Source organism: Streptomyces sp. NPDC021212, assembly GCF_044332925.1.
Classification (GTDB): Bacteria; Actinomycetota; Actinomycetes; order Streptomycetales; family Streptomycetaceae; genus Streptomyces.
Genome location: NZ_JBIRPZ010000006.1, coordinates 344,584 through 364,807, shown reverse-complemented (window position 1 = coordinate 364,807; position 20,224 = coordinate 344,584). Strand labels below are relative to the sequence as shown.

General features: G+C 72.7%; 17 protein-coding genes. 11 read left to right on the top strand and 6 right to left on the bottom strand.

Annotated elements, in window-relative coordinates:
- Nucleotides 1–31: 31 nt before the first annotated feature.
- Complete coding sequence (locus ACH4SI_RS18825; RefSeq protein ID WP_398296870.1) at nucleotides 32–1,246, bottom strand: cytochrome P450; 1,215 nt, start codon at nucleotides 1,244–1,246, stop codon at nucleotides 32–34.
- 1,122 nt (nucleotides 1,247–2,368) lie between these two features.
- Nucleotides 2,369–2,539, bottom strand: coding sequence for a hypothetical protein (locus tag ACH4SI_RS18820; RefSeq protein ID WP_398296869.1), 171 nt, complete (start codon nucleotides 2,537–2,539; stop codon nucleotides 2,369–2,371).
- Nucleotides 2,540–2,717: 178 nt separating this feature from the next.
- On the opposite strand from ACH4SI_RS18820, the gene ACH4SI_RS18815 reads away from it, so the two are divergent.
- From ACH4SI_RS18815 to ACH4SI_RS18785, 7 genes are all read left to right on the top strand, one after another.
- A complete protein-coding gene (locus tag ACH4SI_RS18815) occupies nucleotides 2,718–3,725 on the top strand; it encodes a DUF3048 domain-containing protein (protein WP_398296868.1) in 1,008 nt (335 codons plus the stop codon).
- 161 nt (nucleotides 3,726–3,886) lie between these two features.
- Complete coding sequence (locus tag ACH4SI_RS18810) at nucleotides 3,887–6,247, top strand: glycosyl hydrolase family 95 catalytic domain-containing protein (RefSeq protein WP_398296867.1); 2,361 nt, start codon at nucleotides 3,887–3,889, stop codon at nucleotides 6,245–6,247.
- Between the two features lie 124 nt (nucleotides 6,248–6,371).
- Nucleotides 6,372–7,928, top strand: a complete 1,557-nt coding sequence (locus ACH4SI_RS18805) for a bifunctional phosphatase PAP2/diacylglycerol kinase family protein (protein ID WP_398296866.1) — start codon at nucleotides 6,372–6,374, stop codon at nucleotides 7,926–7,928.
- 97 nt (nucleotides 7,929–8,025) lie between these two features.
- On the top strand, nucleotides 8,026–9,021 hold the full coding sequence (locus ACH4SI_RS18800; protein ID WP_398296865.1) for a DMT family transporter: 996 nt from the start codon (nucleotides 8,026–8,028) through the stop codon (nucleotides 9,019–9,021).
- A gap of 449 nt (nucleotides 9,022–9,470) precedes the next feature.
- A complete protein-coding gene (locus ACH4SI_RS18795) occupies nucleotides 9,471–10,811 on the top strand; it encodes an MFS transporter (protein ID WP_398296864.1) in 1,341 nt (446 codons plus the stop codon).
- Between the two features lie 28 nt (nucleotides 10,812–10,839).
- Nucleotides 10,840–11,505 carry a response regulator transcription factor gene (locus ACH4SI_RS18790; protein WP_398296863.1) on the top strand — a complete coding sequence of 222 codons (666 nt, stop codon included), beginning with the start codon at nucleotides 10,840–10,842 and terminating at the stop codon, nucleotides 11,503–11,505.
- Nucleotides 11,502–12,842 (top strand): sensor histidine kinase, encoded by a 1,341-nt coding sequence (locus ACH4SI_RS18785; RefSeq protein WP_398296862.1) that lies wholly within the window; start codon nucleotides 11,502–11,504, stop codon nucleotides 12,840–12,842. Before ACH4SI_RS18790 ends, ACH4SI_RS18785 begins: the two co-directional genes overlap by 4 nt.
- A gap of 50 nt (nucleotides 12,843–12,892) precedes the next feature.
- Here ACH4SI_RS18785 and ACH4SI_RS18780 read toward each other — a convergent pair whose 3' ends face one another.
- Nucleotides 12,893–13,828 carry a TAXI family TRAP transporter solute-binding subunit gene (locus ACH4SI_RS18780; RefSeq protein WP_398296861.1) on the bottom strand — a complete coding sequence of 312 codons (936 nt, stop codon included), beginning with the start codon at nucleotides 13,826–13,828 and terminating at the stop codon, nucleotides 12,893–12,895.
- Nucleotides 13,829–13,923: 95 nt separating this feature from the next.
- Nucleotides 13,924–14,346, bottom strand: a complete 423-nt coding sequence (locus tag ACH4SI_RS18775; protein ID WP_398296860.1) for an ATP-binding protein — start codon at nucleotides 14,344–14,346, stop codon at nucleotides 13,924–13,926.
- A 269-nt stretch (nucleotides 14,347–14,615) separates the two neighbouring features.
- Here ACH4SI_RS18775 and ACH4SI_RS18770 point away from each other — a divergent pair, with 269 nt between their 5' ends.
- From ACH4SI_RS18770 to ACH4SI_RS18760, 3 genes are read left to right on the top strand one after another with little or no spacing between them, the layout of a single operon-like run.
- On the top strand, nucleotides 14,616–15,473 hold the full coding sequence (locus tag ACH4SI_RS18770) for a helix-turn-helix domain-containing protein (protein ID WP_398296859.1): 858 nt from the start codon (nucleotides 14,616–14,618) through the stop codon (nucleotides 15,471–15,473).
- A gap of 32 nt (nucleotides 15,474–15,505) precedes the next feature.
- Entirely contained in the window at nucleotides 15,506–15,781 is a 276-nt protein-coding gene (locus tag ACH4SI_RS18765; RefSeq protein WP_398297126.1) for a DUF397 domain-containing protein, read from the top strand.
- Nucleotides 15,778–16,599, top strand: coding sequence for an SAM-dependent methyltransferase (locus ACH4SI_RS18760; protein ID WP_398296858.1), 822 nt, complete (start codon nucleotides 15,778–15,780; stop codon nucleotides 16,597–16,599). The genes ACH4SI_RS18765 and ACH4SI_RS18760 overlap by 4 nt, the downstream gene beginning before the upstream one ends.
- A 27-nt stretch (nucleotides 16,600–16,626) precedes the next feature.
- Here ACH4SI_RS18760 and ACH4SI_RS18755 read toward each other — a convergent pair whose 3' ends face one another.
- Both ACH4SI_RS18755 and ACH4SI_RS18750 read right to left on the bottom strand, forming a co-directional pair.
- Nucleotides 16,627–18,027, bottom strand: coding sequence for an ATP-binding protein (locus tag ACH4SI_RS18755; RefSeq protein ID WP_398296857.1), 1,401 nt, complete (start codon nucleotides 18,025–18,027; stop codon nucleotides 16,627–16,629).
- A 3-nt stretch (nucleotides 18,028–18,030) separates the two neighbouring features.
- Nucleotides 18,031–18,735, bottom strand: a complete 705-nt coding sequence (locus ACH4SI_RS18750; protein WP_398296856.1) for a response regulator transcription factor — start codon at nucleotides 18,733–18,735, stop codon at nucleotides 18,031–18,033.
- Between the two features lie 173 nt (nucleotides 18,736–18,908).
- On the opposite strand from ACH4SI_RS18750, the gene ACH4SI_RS18745 reads away from it, so the two are divergent.
- The gene (locus tag ACH4SI_RS18745) at nucleotides 18,909–20,174 is read left to right on the top strand and encodes a glycosyltransferase family 4 protein (RefSeq protein ID WP_398296855.1); all 1,266 of its coding nucleotides are present in this window, start codon (nucleotides 18,909–18,911) and stop codon (nucleotides 20,172–20,174) included.
- Nucleotides 20,175–20,224 lie beyond the last annotated feature (50 nt).

Below are 20,224 nucleotides of genomic sequence, written 5' to 3'. Positions count from 1 at the left end.
TTATGCATCAAAAACCTGTTCGCCTTCCCGCTCACCAGGCCACAGGGAGCGAGATCAGGCCACGCGCACGAATCGAGGGCCGCCAGCGCAGCTCCTCCCTCGGCACATCCAGCCGCAGCCCCGGAAACCGGGACAACAGCGTGGCCAGAGCGATGTCGGTCTCCATCCGGGCCAGCGGTGCGCCGAGGCGGTAGTGGATGCCGTGACCGAGGGCAAGGTGCCCGGATCGGCCAATATGTGGATTGAGCGCGTCCGGATTCTGGAAGTGCGCCGGATCGCGGTACGCCGAGGCGAGGGAGAGCAGCACGGTCTCCCCGGCGGGGATCGTCACCCCGCCGATCTCGATGTACTCCCGGGGGAAGCGGCGGATCGCCAGCGAGGCCGGGCCCTCATAGCGGGCCAGCTCGTCGAAGGCGGCCGGGACGCGGGTGGGGTCCTCGCGCAGCTCCGTGAGGAGTTCGGGGTGGTCGAGCAGGGAGAGCACGGAGTTGGCGATGAGGTGGACCGTGTTCTCGTACCCCGCGAGCAGGATGAGGAAGGCCAGCGAGGTCAGCTCGTCCTCGCTGAGCCGGTCGTCACCGCCCTCCGACTCGTCGTCGCGCACCCGGATCAGGTCGGACAGCAGATCGTCGCCGGGCTTGGCGCGCTTCGTCGCGATGAGGCCGGTGTAGAAGCGCAGCATGGCCCCGACCGCCTCCTTCGCCGCCTGCGGCCACGCCGGGTCCGGGGTGATCAGGGCGTCGCTCCAGGCGCGGAAGTCCTGGCGGTCCTCCTCCGGGACGCCGAGCAGATCGCAGATGACGATGATGGGCAGCTGCCCGGCGTACGCGGCGAGCAGATCCGCACGGCCGTCGGCCTCGACCGCGTCGAGCAGTTCGCCGGCGACCCGCCGGACCGGTTCGCGCAGCTTCTCGACCCGGCCGGGGGTGAACGCCTTGACCACGAGGCGGCGCACCCGGGTGCGGTCCGGTGGGTCCATGTTGAGCAGGTTGGTGTCCAGGGCGGGCGGCAGCGAGAAGCCGCTGTAGTTGCCCGGGGCGGCGTGGCGCTTGTCCAGCGAGAGGCGCGGGTCGGCGAACGCCCGCCGTACGTCGTCGTAGCGGGTGACCAGCCAGGCCGGGCGACCGTCGGTGCCGGCGATCCGGTGGACCGGGCCCGCCTCCCGGAGCGCGGCCAGGGCGGGGTACAGGTCTTCGAGCAACGCGGCCGTGTCGGTGGTACGGGCGGTGTCGGCGGTGTTCTGCATGGCTCCCGACCTTGGAGAGTGCCGTCGTCCAACGCGGTGGCCGAGAGGCGGCGTCGGGGCTGAATCTCCCCGACGCCGCCTGCGCCACGGGTGGCCCCGACCCCCGTCCAGGGCCACCTCGTCCTTGGTCCCCTCCCCCGTTCGCCGCCGTGGGCCGTGTCTGTCTGCTTGAATCAGCAAACCGCGTCCGAGCGCTGGTGTTTCCCCTACGGCAGCAAGTTGCCAATCGCCGCACCGGGGCGCTTGGGCCTTGACACGGGCGATCTCGGGCGCCGGACCCCATAGGGCACCGCGCCCGCGCGGTGTCACGCGGGGGCGGGTTCGGGGCCCGGCCAGGCAACTGGTGAGAATGGCCGGATATAGCACCACGAAATGAGCGCCGCACGGCGGCGGTCGGCGGGGCTGCGCGGTCGGGCCGAAGTTCTGCCACGCGCCGACGTTGATGCAGCGGATCGCCCTGCGGCCCCGGACGGAGTTTCCCGAAGCCGTCGCTGTCGTGGACGGGTACGTCGACCGACCCGTTTCGGGGGCGGACCGCCAGGGGCCGGCCGCGCGCCCGGGCACACGGAATCCGTCCCGGCGGACGGGCGGCGGTCGAGTCCGGCATCCCGGCCTGCCCAGGTGTCCCGCGCGGCGACGCCGTCGGACGCGGTGTCGACGTACCCGGGCAGCGGCACATGATGGGCCGTCACCGGGCGGGCGTTTCGGCCGGGCCCTTGCTCGCCGCCCTCAGACCGGTCGGCGACTCGGCGAAGGAGTACCGGGGCTGTCGGCCGAGCGGCCGACCGGCGGCCCCGATGTCCGCTTGCTGCCAGGAAACGGCGGCCGAACGTGCCGGGCCGCCGCCGCTCTCCTCGACGCGGCCGCGGAAGCCCGCTCTCTCACCAGCCCCTCGGCCCCCTCCCGCACCGGGCGGGCCGTGCCGCCGGCGAGTCGCCGGTCACGGACAGCGTCGTCCGGATCGGCGGCACAAGTCGCCGCCCACGAGGGCGCCGTGACGGGACCTCATCACCGTCCGTTCCTGCCGCGCGGCGGGGGCATCACTCCTCGTGGGCCGCGCCGAAACCGGCTGGATGACGGCCGCGCGAATCGCTCGGCAGGAAGGCGAATCGGCGGCGCCGCTCAGTCCACGCTCTGGAGGATATGTGGCTCGGCCAGGTCGTCCTCGTAGCCCGCGAGACGGATCGGCGCGGAGCGCGCCCACACCTCCAGACTGCCCACTTCCGGCGGCTCCGCCCGCCGCCCGCCGTTCTCCGCGTGTGACTCGTCGCTCATCGTCTGCTCGGGGGTCACCGCACACTCCTTCGTGGTCGGCTGAACCGGATCTGTCGTCAGGTTAACGAGCACTTGAATGCTCCGCGCGTCGATTCCCAAGGACTGGACAAGGAAAGAGCACCCGGGCCGAATGGTCCGCGCCAAGTGGCCGGTGGCCGCCATCCATGGTGAGCTGGGACGGGAGGAAGTGGGGCTTATGTCCACCGAACAGGTGAGATGCCCACGGGGTGCCCGCCCCGCGGTTCTGCTGCTCACGGCGCTCCTCGTGCTCACCGCGCTGAGTGGCTGCGGCGGCGGGGGGCAGAAGAGCCCGGCCCGGCCCACGGAGCACAGCCGGCCCCCGACCGTGGAGGGCGGCCGGTCGCCGTTCACCGGGCTGTCCGCGAAGCCCGCGCCCATCCTCGCCGTGAAGATCGACAACGCCTCCCAGGCCCGCCCGCAGACGGGTATCGGCGCGGCCGACATCGTCTACGTCGAGCAGGTGGAGGGCGGGTTGAGCCGCATGCTCGCGGTCTTCTCCGGCCGGCTGCCCGCCACCGTGGGACCGGTGCGCAGCGCCCGCGAGAGCGATCTCGACCTGCTGCGCCAGTTCGGGCGCCCGGCGCTCGCGTACTCGGGCGTCCAGTCCCGGCTGCGGTCCGCCGTGGACGCCGCGCCGCTGTATCCGCTGCCGCCCGGTGCGGCGCCCCGCGCCTACGTCCGCGGTACGCAGCACCCGGCGCCGCACAACCTCTATGTGCACCCCAAGACCGCGTTGCGCGCGGCCCCGCACGCCTCGGACGCCTCGGACATCGGCTTCCGTTTCGGCGCGGCGCCGCCGGGCGGAGAGCCCAAGAAGCGGCAGACGGTGCGCTATCCGTCCGCGGGTTTCACCTTCACCTGGTCCGCCACGGACAAGCGGTGGCTGGTGGCGATGGACGGCACCCCGGCCCGCACCACCGACGGCGGACGGCTGGGCGCCGCCACGGTCGTGGTGCAGCACACGACGATCCGCCCGTCACGGTTCCACGATGTGCTCGGCAGCGTCACGCCCTTCACCGTGACGGTCGGGTCGGGCACCGCGCTGGTACTGCGCGACGGCAAAGCGTACGAGACCCGCTGGTCACGGCCGGGCGCAGGGGGCGGCACCACCTTCACGACCATGGACGGCCACCGGATGACGTTCGCACCCGGCCCGGTGTGGGTGGTGTTCGCGGCCACGTGAGTCCGCCTCCGTAGCCGCGCCGCGCCGCGCCGGAGGCGAGGAGATCCGAGGTATTGCCGCCCCGGCAGCGCCACCGGGGCGTTTTGACGCACCGATCCGGACTCTCTCATCCGATGTTTATGGCGCGCGAGGGGTTCCCGTTCCTGCGGAAGGGCGCCATCATGCCCAGGGGTTCAGCCCGAGGAACTGGAGGCACGTACGTGACCGCACCCACCAGAAGGACCGTCGTCGGTGGCGCCATGGCCGCCGGTACCATCGGGCTCACCGCGCCGGCCACGGTCGCCCACGCGGCCGCCGACGCGGCCCCGGGCACCGCCCGGCGGACCTCGCCCGACCCCTGGAGCACCGTCCTCGACGACGCCGACATGGTCTGGCAGAAGATGCCGGGGACCTGGTACGAGGGCCCGTACCTCGGCAACGCCCGCCTGGGCTCCGGTATTTACGCCGACCCGGACACCCCGGGGGCCGTCCGCTTCAACGTCCAGCACACCGAAGTGCAGGACCACCGCCCCGAGTTCGGCTCGCTCTTCGGGCTCGCCCGGCTTCCGATCGGTCACTTCACCCTGGAGCCGGTCGGCACGATCAAGGCCGTCGACTGGCGGCTGCGCCTCCGCGACGCGGAGCTGACCGGCACGCTCACCACCGACAAGGGCACGCTGACCCTGCGCGCACTGGTCCACAACTCCCGCTCGGTCATGGCCATCGAGGTCACCCCCACCCGTGGCGAGACGGGGTTCCGCTGGGTGTTCCACCCCGCCGAGGCCATCAGCCCGCGCGTCGCGTTCAAACCGGTCCCCGAGGGCTACACCGGCAACCCCCCGGCGACCGTCGAGGACCACCACGGCATCCGGGCCGGCGTACAGCCGTTACTCGCGGGCGGGCAGCATGTGACGGCCTGGCGCGAGCACACCCGGTCCCGGCGCCGCACCCTGTACGTCACGGTGGCGCACTCCCACCCCCGCACCACCGCGCGCGACCGGGCCCTGAGGGACGTGCGGGCCGCGTCGGCGCTGCCGTACGACGCGCTGGCGGCCACCCACCGCCCCTGGTGGCACGCGTACTACCGCAAGAGCTTCCTCTCGCTGCCCGACGCCCGCCTCCAGCGCTTCTACTGGATCCAGCTCTACAAAGCGGCCTCGGCCGCCCGCGCCGACGCGCCCGTGATGGCCACCAGCGGACCGTGGCTGGAGTCCACACCGTGGCCCGCCACCTGGTGGAACCTCAACGTACAGCTCGAATACTGGCTGATCCACGGCTCCAACCACCTGGAGCTGGACGCCGTGACCCGCGCCCTCGGCGAGTTCCGCGACAACCTCTCCAACCAGCTCGACGCCCCCTACCGCAAGGACTCGGCGGGCATCCCGCGCACCACCGACATCCACCTGGTCAACGGCGGTGCCGTGGCGAACGGCGGCTTCGCCGTCGGCGTCCCCGGCCAGGACCCGCCCACCCCCGAGGTCGGAAACCTCACCTGGGCGCTGCACAACGTGTGGCTCAGCTACCGCCACACCATGGACATCGCGATCCTCCGGGACGTGGTCTTCCCCCTGCTGCGCAAGGCCGTCGCGTACTACCTCCACTTCCTCACCCCCGGCAGCGACGGCAAGCTGCATCTGCCCGCCACCTTCTCGCCCGAGTACGGGGTGAACGCCCCGGACTGCAACTACGACCTGATGCTGCTGCGCTGGGGCTGTGCCACACTCCTCGACTCGGCGAAGGCCCTCGGCGTGAACGACCCGTCGGCGCCGCGCTGGCGGGAAGTGCTCACGAAGCTCATCCCGTATCCGGTCGACGAGAACGGCTTCATGATCGGCGCGGGCGTCCCGTTCGCCAAGTCGCACCGCCACTACTCCCACATGCTCGCCGTCTATCCGCTGTACGAGGTGACCTGGGAGGACCCGGACAAGCGCGCGCTGATCGAGAAGTCCCTCAACCACTGGGTCGGCTTCGAGGGCGCGCTGCAGGGCTACACCTTCACCGGCGCCGCCTCGATGTCCGCGCAGATGGGGCGCGGCGAGGACGCGCTGAAGTACCTGGGTGAGCTGATGCGGCGTTTCATCCAGCCGAACACCATGTACAAGGAGTCGGGCCCGGTCATCGAGACACCACTGTCGGCCGCGCAGTCGCTGCACGACATGGTGTGCCAGAGCTGGGGCGGGGTGATCCGGGTGTTCCCGGCGCTGCCCGCCGCCTGGCGCGATCTCATGGTGCACGACTTCCGCACCCAGGGCGCGTTCCTGCTGAGCGCGGCCCGCGAGGGCGGGGTGACCCGCTGGGTGCGGCTGCGCAGCGAGGCGGGCGCGCCCTGCGTCGTACGGCATTCCCTGCCCGGGAGCGTCGAGGTGCACGACGAGCGCGGGCGGCGGCTGTCGTACGAGCAGGTGGGCGCGGGGACGATCCGTATCGCGCTGGGCAAGCGGCGTGAGGCGGTGATCACGGCGCGCGGCGATCGCCCGGACATGACGGTCAGGCCGGTCGAGCCGAACGAGGCGGCGCCGCGCTGGGGACTCCCGGCGTCCTGACGCCACGTCACCGGGTACGGGGGCGGGCGCGGGCCCGCCCCCGTACCGCACGGAACCGCAGGCGAATGCATCACACCGCGTGCCGGTCAGGCGTGTCGCGGCCATTCCGGGTTACCCAGGAGACATGGGACCGATCAGTGACATCGACCGGAAGCTGTTCGCGCGGGTCGCTGCCAGCCGGCTGCGCGGCGCTCATCCCCTGCTGCCCCGGCTGAGCCGGGCCGCCAACCACGGCAAGCTGTGGTTCGGCACGGCCGCCGTGCTCGGGACGGTGGGCGGGCGGACCGCGCGGCGGGCGGCGCTGCGGGGCGTCGGCTCGCTCGCTGCCGCCTCGATGGCGTCGAACATGGTGGTGAAGTGGACCGTGGAGCGCCGCCGCCCGGTGCTGGACGCCGTGCCGCTGGTCCGGCGGCTGCGTCATCAGCCCTGGACCAGCTCCTTCCCCTCCGGGCACTCCGCCTCCGCGGCCGCCTTCGCGACCGGGGTCGCGATCGAGTCGTCCCGGTACGGCACCCTGGTCGTACCGCTCGCCGCCGCCGTCGCCGCCTCCCGGGTCTATGTGGGCGTCCACTACCCCAGCGATGTGGTGGCCGGGGTCGCCCTGGGGATCGGGGCGGCCGCGCTCACCTGCCGCTGGTGGCCGCCGCGCCCGGAGGTTCCGGCGCGGGCCCGGCCGCGGGTCTCGGCGCCCGCCATGCCGAAGGGCGAGGGGCTGGTCGTGCTCGTCAACCACAGCGCGGGCAACGGCGCGGTCACGGGCGGGTTCACCGACGCCGAGCAGCTGGAAGTGCTGCTGCCCGCGGCCGAGATCATGGAGTGCGGGCCCGGTGACGACTTCATGGCCATGCTCGGCCAGGCCGCCCGCCGGGCCTCGGCACGGGCGGGGGCGCTGGGGATCTGCGGCGGGGACGGCAGCGTCAACGCGGCGGCCGCGCTCGCCGCCGAGCACGGGCTGCCGCTCGCCGTCTTCCCCGGCGGCACCCTCGACCACTTCGCGCTGGACATCGGCGTGCCGAACTTCGAGGACACCGCGCACGCGGTGACCGAGGGCGACGCGGTCGCCGTGGATCTCGCCCGGGCCACCCCGCTGGCCGGAGGCGAGGGCAGCAGCCACTTCGTCAACACGTTCAGCCTCGGCTTCTACCCGGAGCTGGTGCGGATCCGCGAAAGCCTTCAGGACCGGCTGGGCAAGTGGCCCGCGGCCGCCGTCGCGCTCGGCCGGGTGCTGCGCACGGCCACCCCGATGGAGATCGAGGTCAACGGGCACCAGCGGCGGCTGTGGGTGCTGTTCGTCGGCAACGGCGGCTACTCCCCCGAGGGGTTCGCGCCCGCGTACCGCGAGCAGCTGGACGACGGGCTGCTGGATGTCCGGGCCGTCGACGGGGACCAGCCGCTCGCCCGCACCCGGCTGCTGCTCTCGGCGCTCACCGGCACGCTGGGGCGGTCGCGCGTCCTCACCACCCGCCGGATGCGGCAGCTGCGGCTGTCCGGGCTGCACGCCCTGGACACCCGCGCCTACGACGGCGAGGTCGCCGCGGAGCCCGCGGAGGCGCTGCTGATCGACAAGCGCCCCGGGGCGCTCACGGTCTACCGGCCCGCCCAGCCGCAGAACGAACTGCTCCAGCGGGCCCGCACAGCCGCCGCGAAGGCGAAGTGGTGGCGTGCCGTACTACGCAAGTAGGAGGCGCAAGTCTGTGCTCAAGGACGACGACGGAGCGGGGTCGTACCCTCAAGGATGAGGGCATGGACGGAGACGGATCGGCCCAGGGGGCCTCGACGTGACCTCGCTGGCACTGTCGGTGCTGCTGGCACTGGCCTCATCGGTGGGATACGCCGCCGGGGCCATCCTCCAGGAGCATGTCGCGGCGACCACGCCGCCGGGCGCCACCGCCCCGCTGCGGCGCGGGACCTGGTGGGTCGCGGTGTCCCTGAACGGCGCCGGGGCGGTCCTCCATGTGATCGCGCTGGCCTACGGGCCGCTGAGCGTGGTGCAGCCGCTGGGCGCGCTCACCATCGTCTTCGCGCTGCCGATGGCGGCGATGTTCGTAGGGCGCCCGGTCGGCGCGGCCGGCTGGCGGGGCGCGCTGCTGGCCACCGTGGGGCTGGCCGGGCTGCTCTCGCTGACCGGTTCGTCGCGGGCCCAGGCGCTGACGGACGGACAGCGGGTCACGCTGACCGTGGTCACGCTCTCCTCCCTCGCGGTGCTGGTACTGATCTCGCGCTTGCTGCGGCCGGGCGGGTTGCGCGGGGTGCTGCTGGCCGTCGCGGCCGGGACGGCCTTCGGCATCTCCTCGGTGTTCGTCAAGAACGTCGCCGTGGAGTGGACGTGGGGTTCCTGGGCCGACGCGCTGCCGAGCCTCGTCATGATCGGGGTGCTGGCCGGGGCCGGGGTGCTGCTGTCCCAGGCGTCGTACCACGGCGCCGGTCTGGCCTCGCCGCTCGCGACGGCCACGGTGGTCAACCCCGTGGTGGCGACGGCAGTGGGCATCGCCGCGCTGGGCGAGCACTTCCGGCACGGCACGCCCGGCACGCTGCTGGCGGTGCTCGCGGCGCTGGTGGCGAGCACGGGTCTGGTGATGCTGACGGTGCACAGCGCGGAGACCGGGGCGGATGCCGTGCGGCGGCCGGAGGACGACGGTCCCGACGACCAGCCGCCCGCCCCCAAGGCCCCCGAGGCCCCGCCCCGGCTCACCCGCCGGATCCCCTGCCCCCGTCACCCGGTGCGCAGGCGCACCCCCGACCGCGGCGAGGCGGTGCTCCAGACGCACGGCTAGCGGGTCAGCTGGTGCGGTTCCGGCCGACGTACACGTCCCGCGCCCGGTAGTACGTGTCGCCGCCCGGGCCCGAGGAGCCCGAGGAGCCCTCCATCTGGAGGTTGATGATGAGCCACAGCGGCTTGCCGACGAAGCCGGCGCCGCGGTGGACGTCCTTCCAGGTGCCGTCGGCGGCCAGCTGTTGACCCCGGTCAGCCAGAAGGCGGTAGGTCGCCGCCGGTGCGGCGGCTGCCGGGCGGGGCCACCCGGCCAGGGCCGCGGCCCCCAGAAGAGGTCAACGGTTCGGGACGGAGCCCGGCGGGCAAAGGTCCGGCGCGGGACGGTGTGTTAACCGGATGTTAGCTCTCGGTCCGGCGTCTGTACGCCGCCCCCTGTCCACACCGACGCTGCGTTGCGCGACGACCGCTCCCTCGGCGGCCGGACCACTACCGCACGTATCTGGAGGCCCAGTGAGCGACACCGGCTCAGCGCAACACCCCCGCACCCCCTGGCGGGCCGTACTCGGCGGCTCGATCGGCAATCTGGTCGAATGGTTCGACTGGTTCGTCTACGCCAGCTTCGCCACCTACTTCGCCGGTGCCTTCTTCCCCAAGGGCAACGACACCGCGCAACTCCTCAACACCGCGGGCATCTTCGCCGTCGGATTCTTCATGCGCCCCATCGGAGGCTGGCTGCTCGGCCGGTACGCCGACCGGCGCGGGCGCAAGGCCGCCCTCACCCTCACCGTGACGCTGATGTCGGCCAGCGCGCTGCTCATCGCCATCGCGCCGACCTACGACCAGGTGGGCTACTTCGGCGCGTTCATCCTGCTGGTGGCCCGGCTGCTCCAAGGGCTGTCGGTCGGCGGCGAGTACGCGGCCAGCGCCACCTATCTCACGGAGGCCTCCCAGCCCGGCCGCCGCGGCTTCGTCTCCAGCTTCCAGTACGTCTCCATGACCATGGGTCAGCTGATCGGCCTGGGACTGCAGATCCTGCTCCAGCACACCATGTCCGACGACGCGCTGCACTCGTACGGCTGGCGCATCCCGTTCATCGTGGGTGCCGTGGCCGCCGCGGTGGTCTTCTGGCTGCGGCGCAATCTGCTGGAGACCGAGGCGTACACCGAGGAGGAGGGCGCCGGGCAGGGGGCCGAGCGCGGGAGCATCGGCCAGCTGCTGCGCCACCGCAAGGAGGCGGCACTGGTCATCGCGCTGACCATGGGCGGCACGGTCGCGTACTACACGTACACCACCTATCTCACCAAATACCTGTCGAACACCGCCGGGCTGAGCAAGGACGACGCGTCGCTCGTCAGCTTCTGCGCGCTCTTCCTGTTCATGCTGCTCCAGCCGGTGGCCGGATCGCTGTCGGACCGGATCGGCCGCCGGCCGCTGCTGATCAGCTTCGGCATCGGCTCGATGCTCGGCACCGTGCCCATCATGACCGCGCTCTCGCACACCGACACCTTCCTCGGCGCGCTGCTGCTCTCGCTCGCGGCGCTGGTCATCATCACCGGCTACACCTCCATCAACGCGGTGGTGAAGGCCGAGCTGTTCCCCACCCACGTGCGTGCGCTCGGGGTGGCGCTGCCGTACGCGCTGGCCAACGCGCTGTTCGGCGGCACGGCGGAGTATGTGGCGCTGTGGTTCAAGGACGCCGGCATGGAATCCGGTTTCTACTGGTATGTCTCCGGCTGTGCCGCCGTCTCGCTCGTCGTCTACCTCACGATGCGCGAGACCCGGGACACCGCCCTCACCAGGGAAGCGGCCGAGGAAGCAGCCGCCGGGGGCCTGCGGAAGACCGCTGTCTGAGCCCTCGGGCGGCCGCTTACCCTGAAGCATGCACGTTCTCCTGGTCGAAGACGACGACCGGCTGGCGGCCGCGCTGACCTCCGCGCTCGACCGGCTGGGGCACCAGGTCGTCCGCGCCGGGCGCGCGGACGACGCGCTCCGGCTCAAGGACGGCGCCGACTTCGTCCTGCTCGACCTGGGGCTGCCCGACATGGACGGGCTGGAGGCGCTGCGCAGGCTGCGCCGCGCCTCCGCCGTCCCGGTCATCGTGGTCACCGCCCGGTCCGCCGAGCGGGACCTGCTCCGCTCCTTGCGCGGCGGCGCCGACGACTACCTGGTCAAACCGTTCCGCACGGCCGAGCTGATCGCGCGCATGGAGGCCGTCGTGCGGCGCGGGACCCGGCCGCTCACGGCCGCGGGTCCCGTGATCGCGGTCGGCGGCGTACGCATCGACCTGGCCACCCGGCAGCTGGAGGTGGACGGCCGGCCCGTCGCCCTCACCCGCCGGGAGTTCGACGTGCTGGCGCTGCTCGCCCGCGAGCCCGGTGTCGTCCGCAGCCGCGAGGAGATCCTCGACGCGGTCTGGGGCGACCTGCTGCTGTCGGCGTCCCGCTCCCTCGATGTCCACATCGCCGGGATCCGTTCCAAGACCGGCCGTCCGGAGCTGGTGGAGACGCTGCGCGGCACCGGATACCGGCTGGGTACCGGCGGATGACCCTGAGGATCCTGACGGTCTACACCGTGCTCATCGCGTGCCTGGTGGCCGCGCTCGCGGTGCCCTTCGCCCGCGCGTACTCCTCCCACCGCACCGGGCAGCTGCTGCTGGAGCGCCGCGCGGACGCGACGCGCCTCGCCGAACTCGCCGACCAGGCGATCCGTGACGGGTACACCACCGGACTCGTCCAGGAGGTCTCCCGCTACCACCGGCTGTACGGCACCGCGGTGGAGATCCGGGGCCGGGACGGCGAGCGGGTGGCGGGCGGCGGGGCCTGGGAGCGCGGGCCCGCCGAGCGGGCGCTGTCCGGCCGTACCACCGGGAGCCTGCCCCTGGTCACCCCGTTCGGCCCGGCGTCCGTGGTGATCGCCGAGCCGGTCGGCCGGGACGCCCAGGTCTCCGGCGTGGTGCTCATGCGGGTGGCCACGGCCACCGCCCGGCGCGAGGTGACCCTCGTCTGGGCGGCGGTCGCGGGCGGCTCACTGATCGCCGTGGCCTGCGCGCTGATCGCCGCACGCCGACTCGCGCGGTGGATTCTGCGGCCGGTGACCGAACTGGACGTCACCACCCGGGCCATCGCCGAGGGCCGGATGGACGCCCGGGTGCGCGACGGCGGCCACGGCCCCGCCGAGCTGCGGCTGCTGGAGCGGCGGTTCAACGCCATGGCCGACGCGGTCTCCACCGCCCTGGAGCGGCAGCGCGCCTTCGTCGCGGACGCCTCGCACGAGCTGCGCACCCCGCTGACCGTCCTGTCGCTGCGGCTGGAGAACCTGGAGCCGCATCTGCGGAAGAGCGGGACCGCCGACTACGCCGAGGCGCTCGCGGAGGTCGACCGGCTGGCCGAGCTGCTGGAAGACCTGCTGGCGCTGGCCCGGGTGGAGGCCGGGACGGCCGCCCCCGAGCCGATCACGCCCGCGGCGCTCGCCAAGCGGCTCACCACCTGGCGCGAGGTGCACGCGGCGCGAGGGCTGACCCTGGTGGTGGACGTGGACCGGGCGGGCCCGGACGCCCCGCCGCTGCCCGCCCCGGCCGCCCGGATCGCGGACATCGCGCTGGACAACTCGGCCAAGTTCGTGCCCTCCGGCGGCACGGTCACCGTCTCGCTCGACGCCGCCGGAGCACTGCGGATCGCCGACGACGGCCCCGGGCTCACCCCCGAACAGCTGGCCGCGGCAACCGGCCGCTTCTGGCGCGCGCCGGACCACGGAAACGTCCCCGGCAGCGGTCTGGGCCTCGCCATCGCCGCCGAACTGGCCCGCTCCTGCGGCGGCGAACTGACCCTCCGCTCCGCCGAGCCGCGGGGCCTGGTGGTGGAGCTGCGACTGCCGCTGGGCTAGGGCAGGTTTCTCCCCCTACCCCGCCCCGCCACACCGCGCCGAGGGGGCCGTCAGCCGTAGGCGGCGCGGTAGTAGGCGGCCGCGCCCGGGTGGAGGGGGACGGTGCCGGTGCCGATGGCGTAACGCTCGTCCAGGCGGCTGCCCGGCGCGTCCGGCACCGCCAGCCGGTCGCGGCGCTCGAAGAGCACACCGGTGAGCGCGCGGGCCGTACCGTCCGCGAGCCCGGAGCGGCAGACGAGATAGCTGGGCGTGCCCACGGTGGGGGTCGGCCCCCGCAGCCCGTACGCCCCGGCCGGGATCGATGCCTCCTCGTAGACCGGGCCGTGCGCGCCGCGCAGCGCGCGGGCGAGCCCGCCGAGGGGGATCAGGCGCAGCGGGCGGCGGCGGGCAAGCTGGGCGATGGCCCAGGTGGGGGCGCCGCCGGACCAGAAGAAGGCGTCCACGTCTCCCCTGCCGAACGCGTCGGCGGACTCGCCGAGCCCGAGGCGTACGGCGTGGATGTCGCGTACTCCGGCGGTCGCGAGCACCCGCCCGGCGGTCGTCGAGGTGCCGGACCCGGCGGCGCCGAGGGAGACCGTACGCCCGGCCAGCTGCGAGGGGTGCTCGATCGTGGAGTCGGCCGGCACGACCAGGTGGAGATAGTTGAGGTACAGCCGGGCGAGGGCCGCGACCGGGATCCGCCGCCGGAAGGTGCCGCGCCCCGCGGCGGCGTCCGCCGCGCTGTCGGCCAGGGTGAGCGCGGTGTCGGCCCGGCCGTCGCCGAGCATGCGCAGGTTCTCCACGCTCGCCGCGGTGGTGAGCACCCGCACGGTGAGCCCGTGGTGGGCCCGGTGCGCCTCGGTGGCCAGTCTGCTGCCGAAGGTGGCGTAGGGCCCACCGCGCGGGCCGGTGGCCAGCCGCACCCGGGCGGAGGGCCCGGGGTCCGAACAGCCGGCGAGCCCGCCCGCGGCGAGAGCCAGCACCAGGCGGCGTGGAACGGTGTGCACCCGGCGATGCTAGGCCCTGTCCGGGGATCTTCGTGGATCAAGCCGCGGCGTCGCGGCCGCGCGAAGATCCGACGGACAGGGCCTAGCATCGCCGGTCAGCGGGCCAGCGTGCTGAGCTGGGCCCACACCACGCGGCCACCGGCCGGACCCGGCCGGTCGCCCCAGGCCTCGGTCAGGGCGCAGACGAGGGCCAGACCGCGGCCGCACTCGTCCTCCACACCCGCCTCCCGGGGCATGGGGCCGAGCGGGCCGCCGCCCTGGTCGGCGACCTCGACGTACAGCGAGCGCCGCTCCTGGGCGCGCAGGACGCACAGGATCTGCTCGCTCGCGGTGTGCACGAGCGCGTTGGTGAACAGCTCGGACATCACCAGCTCCGCCGCGCCGCACACGTCCTCGTCGAAGCCCCAGTGGGGCACCCGGCTCCGGACGAGCCGTCGCGCGGCGGCGACCGAGGCACCCCGGGCGGGCAGTTGCAGGGCCTCCTGGCGGAGGGCCATATCAACGCCGGCGGAGCTCATGTGAGGGGCCATCGTCGAGCGTTGACGCAATGCCACAGCCATGTGCCTTCCGTCCGTCCGTCTACCTGTGGGGGCGTGAATGCCGTACGTGAATGCCGCAAGTGCGCGACAGGGCAGCCACGTTGGGAGCGGTCACGACGCCACTATCGTTCCTGCGAGCATCAGTTGGCAAGGCGCGTTCTGCAAAATGCAGAATGACCGACGCAGTCTGTGGCACTCATATGGAGCATGGCACACTGAGACGCACAACACCGTCGAGGAGGTACGACGTGGGTGAAGCGCGGTCTGCCCCGACCGTCGGGCAGATGGTCCTCGGCATGCGGCTGCGGCACCTCCGCGAACAGGCCGGCGTCAGCTATGACACGGCCGCCAAGGCACTGCACGTCAACCAGACCACCGTGCGCCGGATGGAGAAGGCCGAGGTCGGCCTGAAGCTCCCGTACGTGGAGAAGCTCCTGCGGACCTACGGCGTCGAGCAGGACGAGGTGGAGTCCTTCCTCGGACTGGTCGAGGCCGCCAACAAGCCCGGCTGGTGGCACGGGTTCCGCGATGTGCTGCCGGACTGGTTCAGCCTCTATGTGAGCCTGGAGGGCGCCGCCAGCCGGATCCGCGCGTACGAACCGCACTTCATCCCCGGCCTGCTCCAGACCGAGGACTACGCCAGGGCGCTGCTGCGCATCGGCTTCCCGCAGGGCACCGAGCACGAAATCGACCGCCGGGTCGCCCTGCGGATGGAGCGTCAGGAGCTCCTCTCCAAACCCGACGGGCCGCATCTGTGGGCCGTCATGGACGAGACGGTGCTCCGTCTGCACATCGGCGGGCCGAAGGTGATGCGCGCCCAGATCGACCGCCTCATCGAGGCCGTCCAGATGCCGAACGTGACCCTGCAGGTGGTGCCGTTCGCCGCCGGGCCGCATCCGGGCATGGGCGGTCCCTTCCAGCTGTTCCGGTTCCAGATCCCGGAGCTGCCGGACATCGTCTACGCCGAGGGCCTGACCGGCGCCGGCTATCTCGACCAGCGCTCCGATGTGGTCGCCTATCTGGAGGCACTGGACCGGATGGGTACCCGGGCCACACCGGCGCGGCGCACGGAGAACTTCCTCCGTGAGATTCGCAAGGAGCTGTGACTGTGAATCAGGCAGAAGACGTGTACAACGGCATGCCCGCCACACGTCTGGCGACGGAAGGCTGGCGCAAGCCCTGGAGCGGCCCCAACGGCGGTGCGTGCGTGGAGGCCCTTCGGCTGCACGACGGGCGGATCGCCCTGCGGCAGTCGACGGACCCCGACGGCCCCGCCCTGATCTACACCCACCATGAGATGGAGAAGTTCATCCAGGGCGCCAAGGCCGGTGCCGCGGACTTCCTTCTCACCCGACCGGACACCGACAACCTGGCCACCTCGGCGGCTACCGCACGCGAACGGAGGGCGGCGTGACCGACTACGGACTCGCCCCGGAGCAGCAGATCGACACCAGCAAGCCGCACTCGGCTCGGATGTACGACTTCTACCTCAACGGCAAGGATCACTACGAGGTCGACGCGGAGGCGGCGGGGAAGGTCCTGGAGGTCTACCCGACCGTCAGGCTCAACGCCACCGTCAACCGTGGCTTCATCCACCGGGCCACGCGCTGGCTGGCGCGCGAGGCGGGCATCCGGCAGTTCCTGGACATCGGCACCGGCATCCCCACCGAGCCGAATCTGCACCAGGTCGCCCAGAGCGTGGCCCCGGAGGCCCGGGTCGTCTACACCGACTACGATCCCATCGTGCTCGCCTACGCCCAGGCCCTGCTGCGCGGCACCCCCGAGGGGCGCACCGCGTACGTCCAGGCCGATGTGCGCGAGCCGGATCGGATCATGTCGGCGACCGAGCTGCACGAGACGCTCGACCTGAGCAAGCCGGTCGCGCTCTCGGTGAACGCGCTCTTCCACTTCATTTCGGCGGAGGAGAAGCCGTACGAGATCGTGGCGGAGCTGATGGGCGCGCTCGCCCCGGGCAGCTATCTGATGCTGACGCACTCCACGTCCGACTTCCACGCGGAGACGTGGCAGAAGGTGATCGCCGTCTACAAGGAGAGCGGCATAGCCTTCATCACCCGCAGCAAGAGCGAGGTCGCGGCGTTCTTCGACGGTATGGAGCTGGTCGAGCCGGGCGTCTCGGAGCCGCACGACTGGAAGCCGGACCCCGGCGACCGCCCGGACGAGATCCGCAGCGCGGACATCAACATGTGGGCCGGAGTGGCCCGCAAGCCGTAACCGGTGGTTCCGTTACGGCTCCTCCCCTTACGGCTCCTCCGGGCCGTCCACCGTGAAGCCCAGGACCGCGCCGCCGCCGGGGCGGGGGCGGGCGAAGACCGTGCCGCCGTGCGCGAGGGCGACCTCGCGCACGATGGCGAGCCCCAGCCCGGAGCCGGGGAGGCTGCGCGCGCCGGGGGCGCGGTAGAAGCGGTCGAAGAGCCGCATCCGGTCCTCCTCCGCGATGCCGGGCCCGCGGTCGCGTACCTCGACGCGGTGCCCGGCCACCACGACCTCGACGGGCCCGTTGCCCTCCTGGTCGAACTTGGCGGCGTTCTCCACCAGGTTGGAGACCGCGCGCAGCAGCGCGGCCGGGTGGCCCTCGACGAGGGTGTCGCCCTTGACTCGTACGGTGATCTCCCGGCCGGTGCGCCGGCGGGCGAGGGTCGCGGCCTTGGCGGCGATCTCGTCCAGGGACACCTCCGTGCGCGGTTCGTCGTCCCGCTGACCGGCCGCCAGGTCCACCAGCTCGTTGACGAGGTCGGTCAGTTCCCGGGTCTCCCCCACCAGATCGGCCAGCAGCTCGTCGCGCGCGGCGGGCGGCAGCTGCTCGAAGCGGCTCAGCAGCGAGATGTTGGTGCGCAGCGAGGTGAGCGGGGTGCGCAGTTCGTGTCCGGCGTCCTGGACGAGGCGCCGCTGGTCGTCCTTGGAGCGGGCGAGCCGGCCGAGCATGCCGTCGAACGCCCGGCCCAGCCGGCCCACCTCGTCGTCTCCGGCGACCGGGACCGCCACCTCCATCCGGCCGGTGGCCGCCACGCTTTCGGCGACCCGGGTGAGCCGTACCAGCCGCCGGGTGATGCGCCCGGCGAGCCACCAGCCGGCCAGCCCGGCGGCCACGATGATCGCGACGACGAGCAGCGCGGTGCGCTTCTGCAGCTCCTGCAGCAGATCCTCGGTGTCGCTGATCTGCTGGGCCACCTGCACGGCGCCGCGGTGGTCGCCGAGCGCGACCGTGGCCATCCGGTACTGGTCCTCGCCGATGGAGATGCTGCGCTGCCGGACGCTGCCCGCGGTGACCGCCGCGGCCATCACCCGGTCCTCGTCGCCGACCGGCAGCGGGGGCTTGCCCTCGTCGTAGACGCCGCCCCGGCCGCCCAGCACCTGGACGTCCATGCGGCTGATCCGGCGCAGGTCGTCGCGCAGCCCGTAGGGCACCGGGACCTCGGAGGGGTACTGCCGCAGGATCACCTTCTGGCCCCGGACCTGGGTCCGCAGATCGCGGATGACGTCGGTGAACGCGGACTTCTGGTCGACCCGCACCAGCCCGGCGGCGGCGTCGTAGCTGAGGAAGCCCACCAGGAGGGTCACCACGGAGGCCAGCGCCGCGAAGGAGAGCGCGAAGGTGGTGTGCAGGCTGGGCCGTGGACGACGGCGGGGGCGGAAGCGCACCGTTCACTCCTCCCGCAGGGTGTAGCCGACGCCGCGCACCGTGTGGATGAGCGGGGTGCGCCCGGTCTGGTCGACCTTGCGGCGCAGGTAGCCGATGTAGACGGCCAGGTTCTTCGATCCGGGGCCGAAGTCATAGCCCCAGATGCGAGAGTAGATCGTGGCATGGTCGAGGACGATGCCCGCGTTGCGGGCCAGCAGCTCCAGGAGGTCGAATTCGGTGCGGGTCAGCTCCAGCTCCGTACCGCCGCGCCACACCCGGCGTGCCGAGGGGTCGAGCCGGAGGTCGGCAACCGCCAGGCAGGCGTCGTAGGCGCCGCCCTCCGCCGCCGGCTCCGGTGTGGGGGCGACGCGGCGCAGCAGCGCGCGCAGCCGGGCAAAGACCTCCTCGACCTCGAACGGCTTGGCCACGTAGTCGTCGGCGCCCGCGTCCAGTCCCTCGATCCGGTCGGCGGTCTCCACCCGCGCGGTGAGCATGAGGATGGGAGTGCGGTCGCCCTCGGCGCGCAGCACCCGGCACACCTGGATGCCGTCCACGCCCGGCATCATCACGTCGAGCACGATCACGTCCGGATGCTCCCGGTGGATGGCCGCCAGGGCCTCGACGCCGTCGGACACCGCGGTGACCCGGTATCCCTCCAGCGTCAGGGCGCGTTCCAGCGCATGGCGGATGGCACGGTCGTCCTCGGCGAGCAGCACGGTGTTGGTCACATGACGAGTCTGCCAAGACGTTTAGGGAGCGATCGCCCTCATCCCCCCGGAGCTGCGGTTCTTACCCGGCTCTCACCCTTCTCACGCGACCGGCTTACCGGGCCGGTCCAGGGTACCCAGTACGTTCCGGGGGGATCGCGCCCCGGTGTTGCCACCGGCCGGAGAGACACCGAATGAAGATCGTATTCCTGCTGCACAACGCCTATGGGATCGGCGGAACGATACGCACCACGCTGAACCTCGCCGCGGCGCTCGCGGAGCGCCACGACGTGGAGATCGTCTCGATGATGCGCCACAGAGGGAAGCCGCGCTTCACGCTCGACCCGCGGGTGCGGCTGGTGCCGCTGGTCGACACGCGTCCCGGCGGCCTCGACGCGCGGGATCCGCTGTTCTCCGAGCCCACCCGGGACTTTCCCGTCCACGAGAAGCGGAACCACCAGTACAACCGGCTGATGGACGTGCGGATCGCCCGGTATCTGGAGGGCAGCGACGCCGACGTGATCATCGGCACCCGGCCGGGCGTCAATGTGTATCTCGCCCGCTTCGGCCCGCGCAGGGCGCTGCGCATCGCGCAGGAGCATCTGCGGTACGAGGCGCACAGCAAGGAGCTGCGGGCGGAGCTGGCGCCGCACTACCGCACGCTGGACGCCGTCGTCACCACGACGGAGGCGGACGCGGCGGTGTACCGGGCGAAGATGCCGCTGCCGGGGGCGCGGACCCTCGCGATACCGAACAGCGTCCCCGAGCCTGCGGCGGAGCCCTCCGAAGGCACCGCGCCGGTGATCGCGGCGGCCGGCCGGCTGGTCCGCGGCAAGCGCTTCGACCTGCTGATCGACGCCTTCGCGGAGGTCGTGCCGAAGCATCCGGACTGGCGGCTGCGGATCTACGGCGGTGGCTCCCGGAAGGACCGGCTGCAGGAACGCATCGAGGAGCTGGGGCTGACGGCGAGCGCCGAGCTGATGGGGCCGCACTCGCCGATCGAGGAGGAGTTCGTCAAGGCGTCGATCGTCGCGGTCGCCTCGGACGCCGAGTCGTTCGGGATGACGATCGTGGAGGCCATGCGCTGCGGGGTGCCGGTGGTGAGCACGGACTGCCCGCTGGGCCCCGCCGAGATCATCAAGGACGGGGTCACCGGGCGGCTCGTACCCGTGGGCGACAAGCAGGCGATGGCGCAGGCGCTGCGAGACCTGATCGACGACGAGCCGGGCCGCCGCGCGATGGCCGCGGCGGCGCTGGACAGCGCGCGGATGTACGACCCGGAGCCGATCGCCGCGCGCTACGAGCAGCTCTTCGAGGAGCTGGCGTCGAGCCGGTTCGTACGCTCCTGGGAGCGCACCCGGGTCCGGCTGCGGGCCGGCTACCGCCGTAAGGTCCGCCGCTGGAAGCGCGCCTTCCGCCGCCGTCTGCCCGCAGCGGGCCGGACGAGCGCGAAGGCGTGAGCGCGGGGCCGGGCGGTGCTCGCCGCCCGGCCCGGCCACCGGCCCACCGG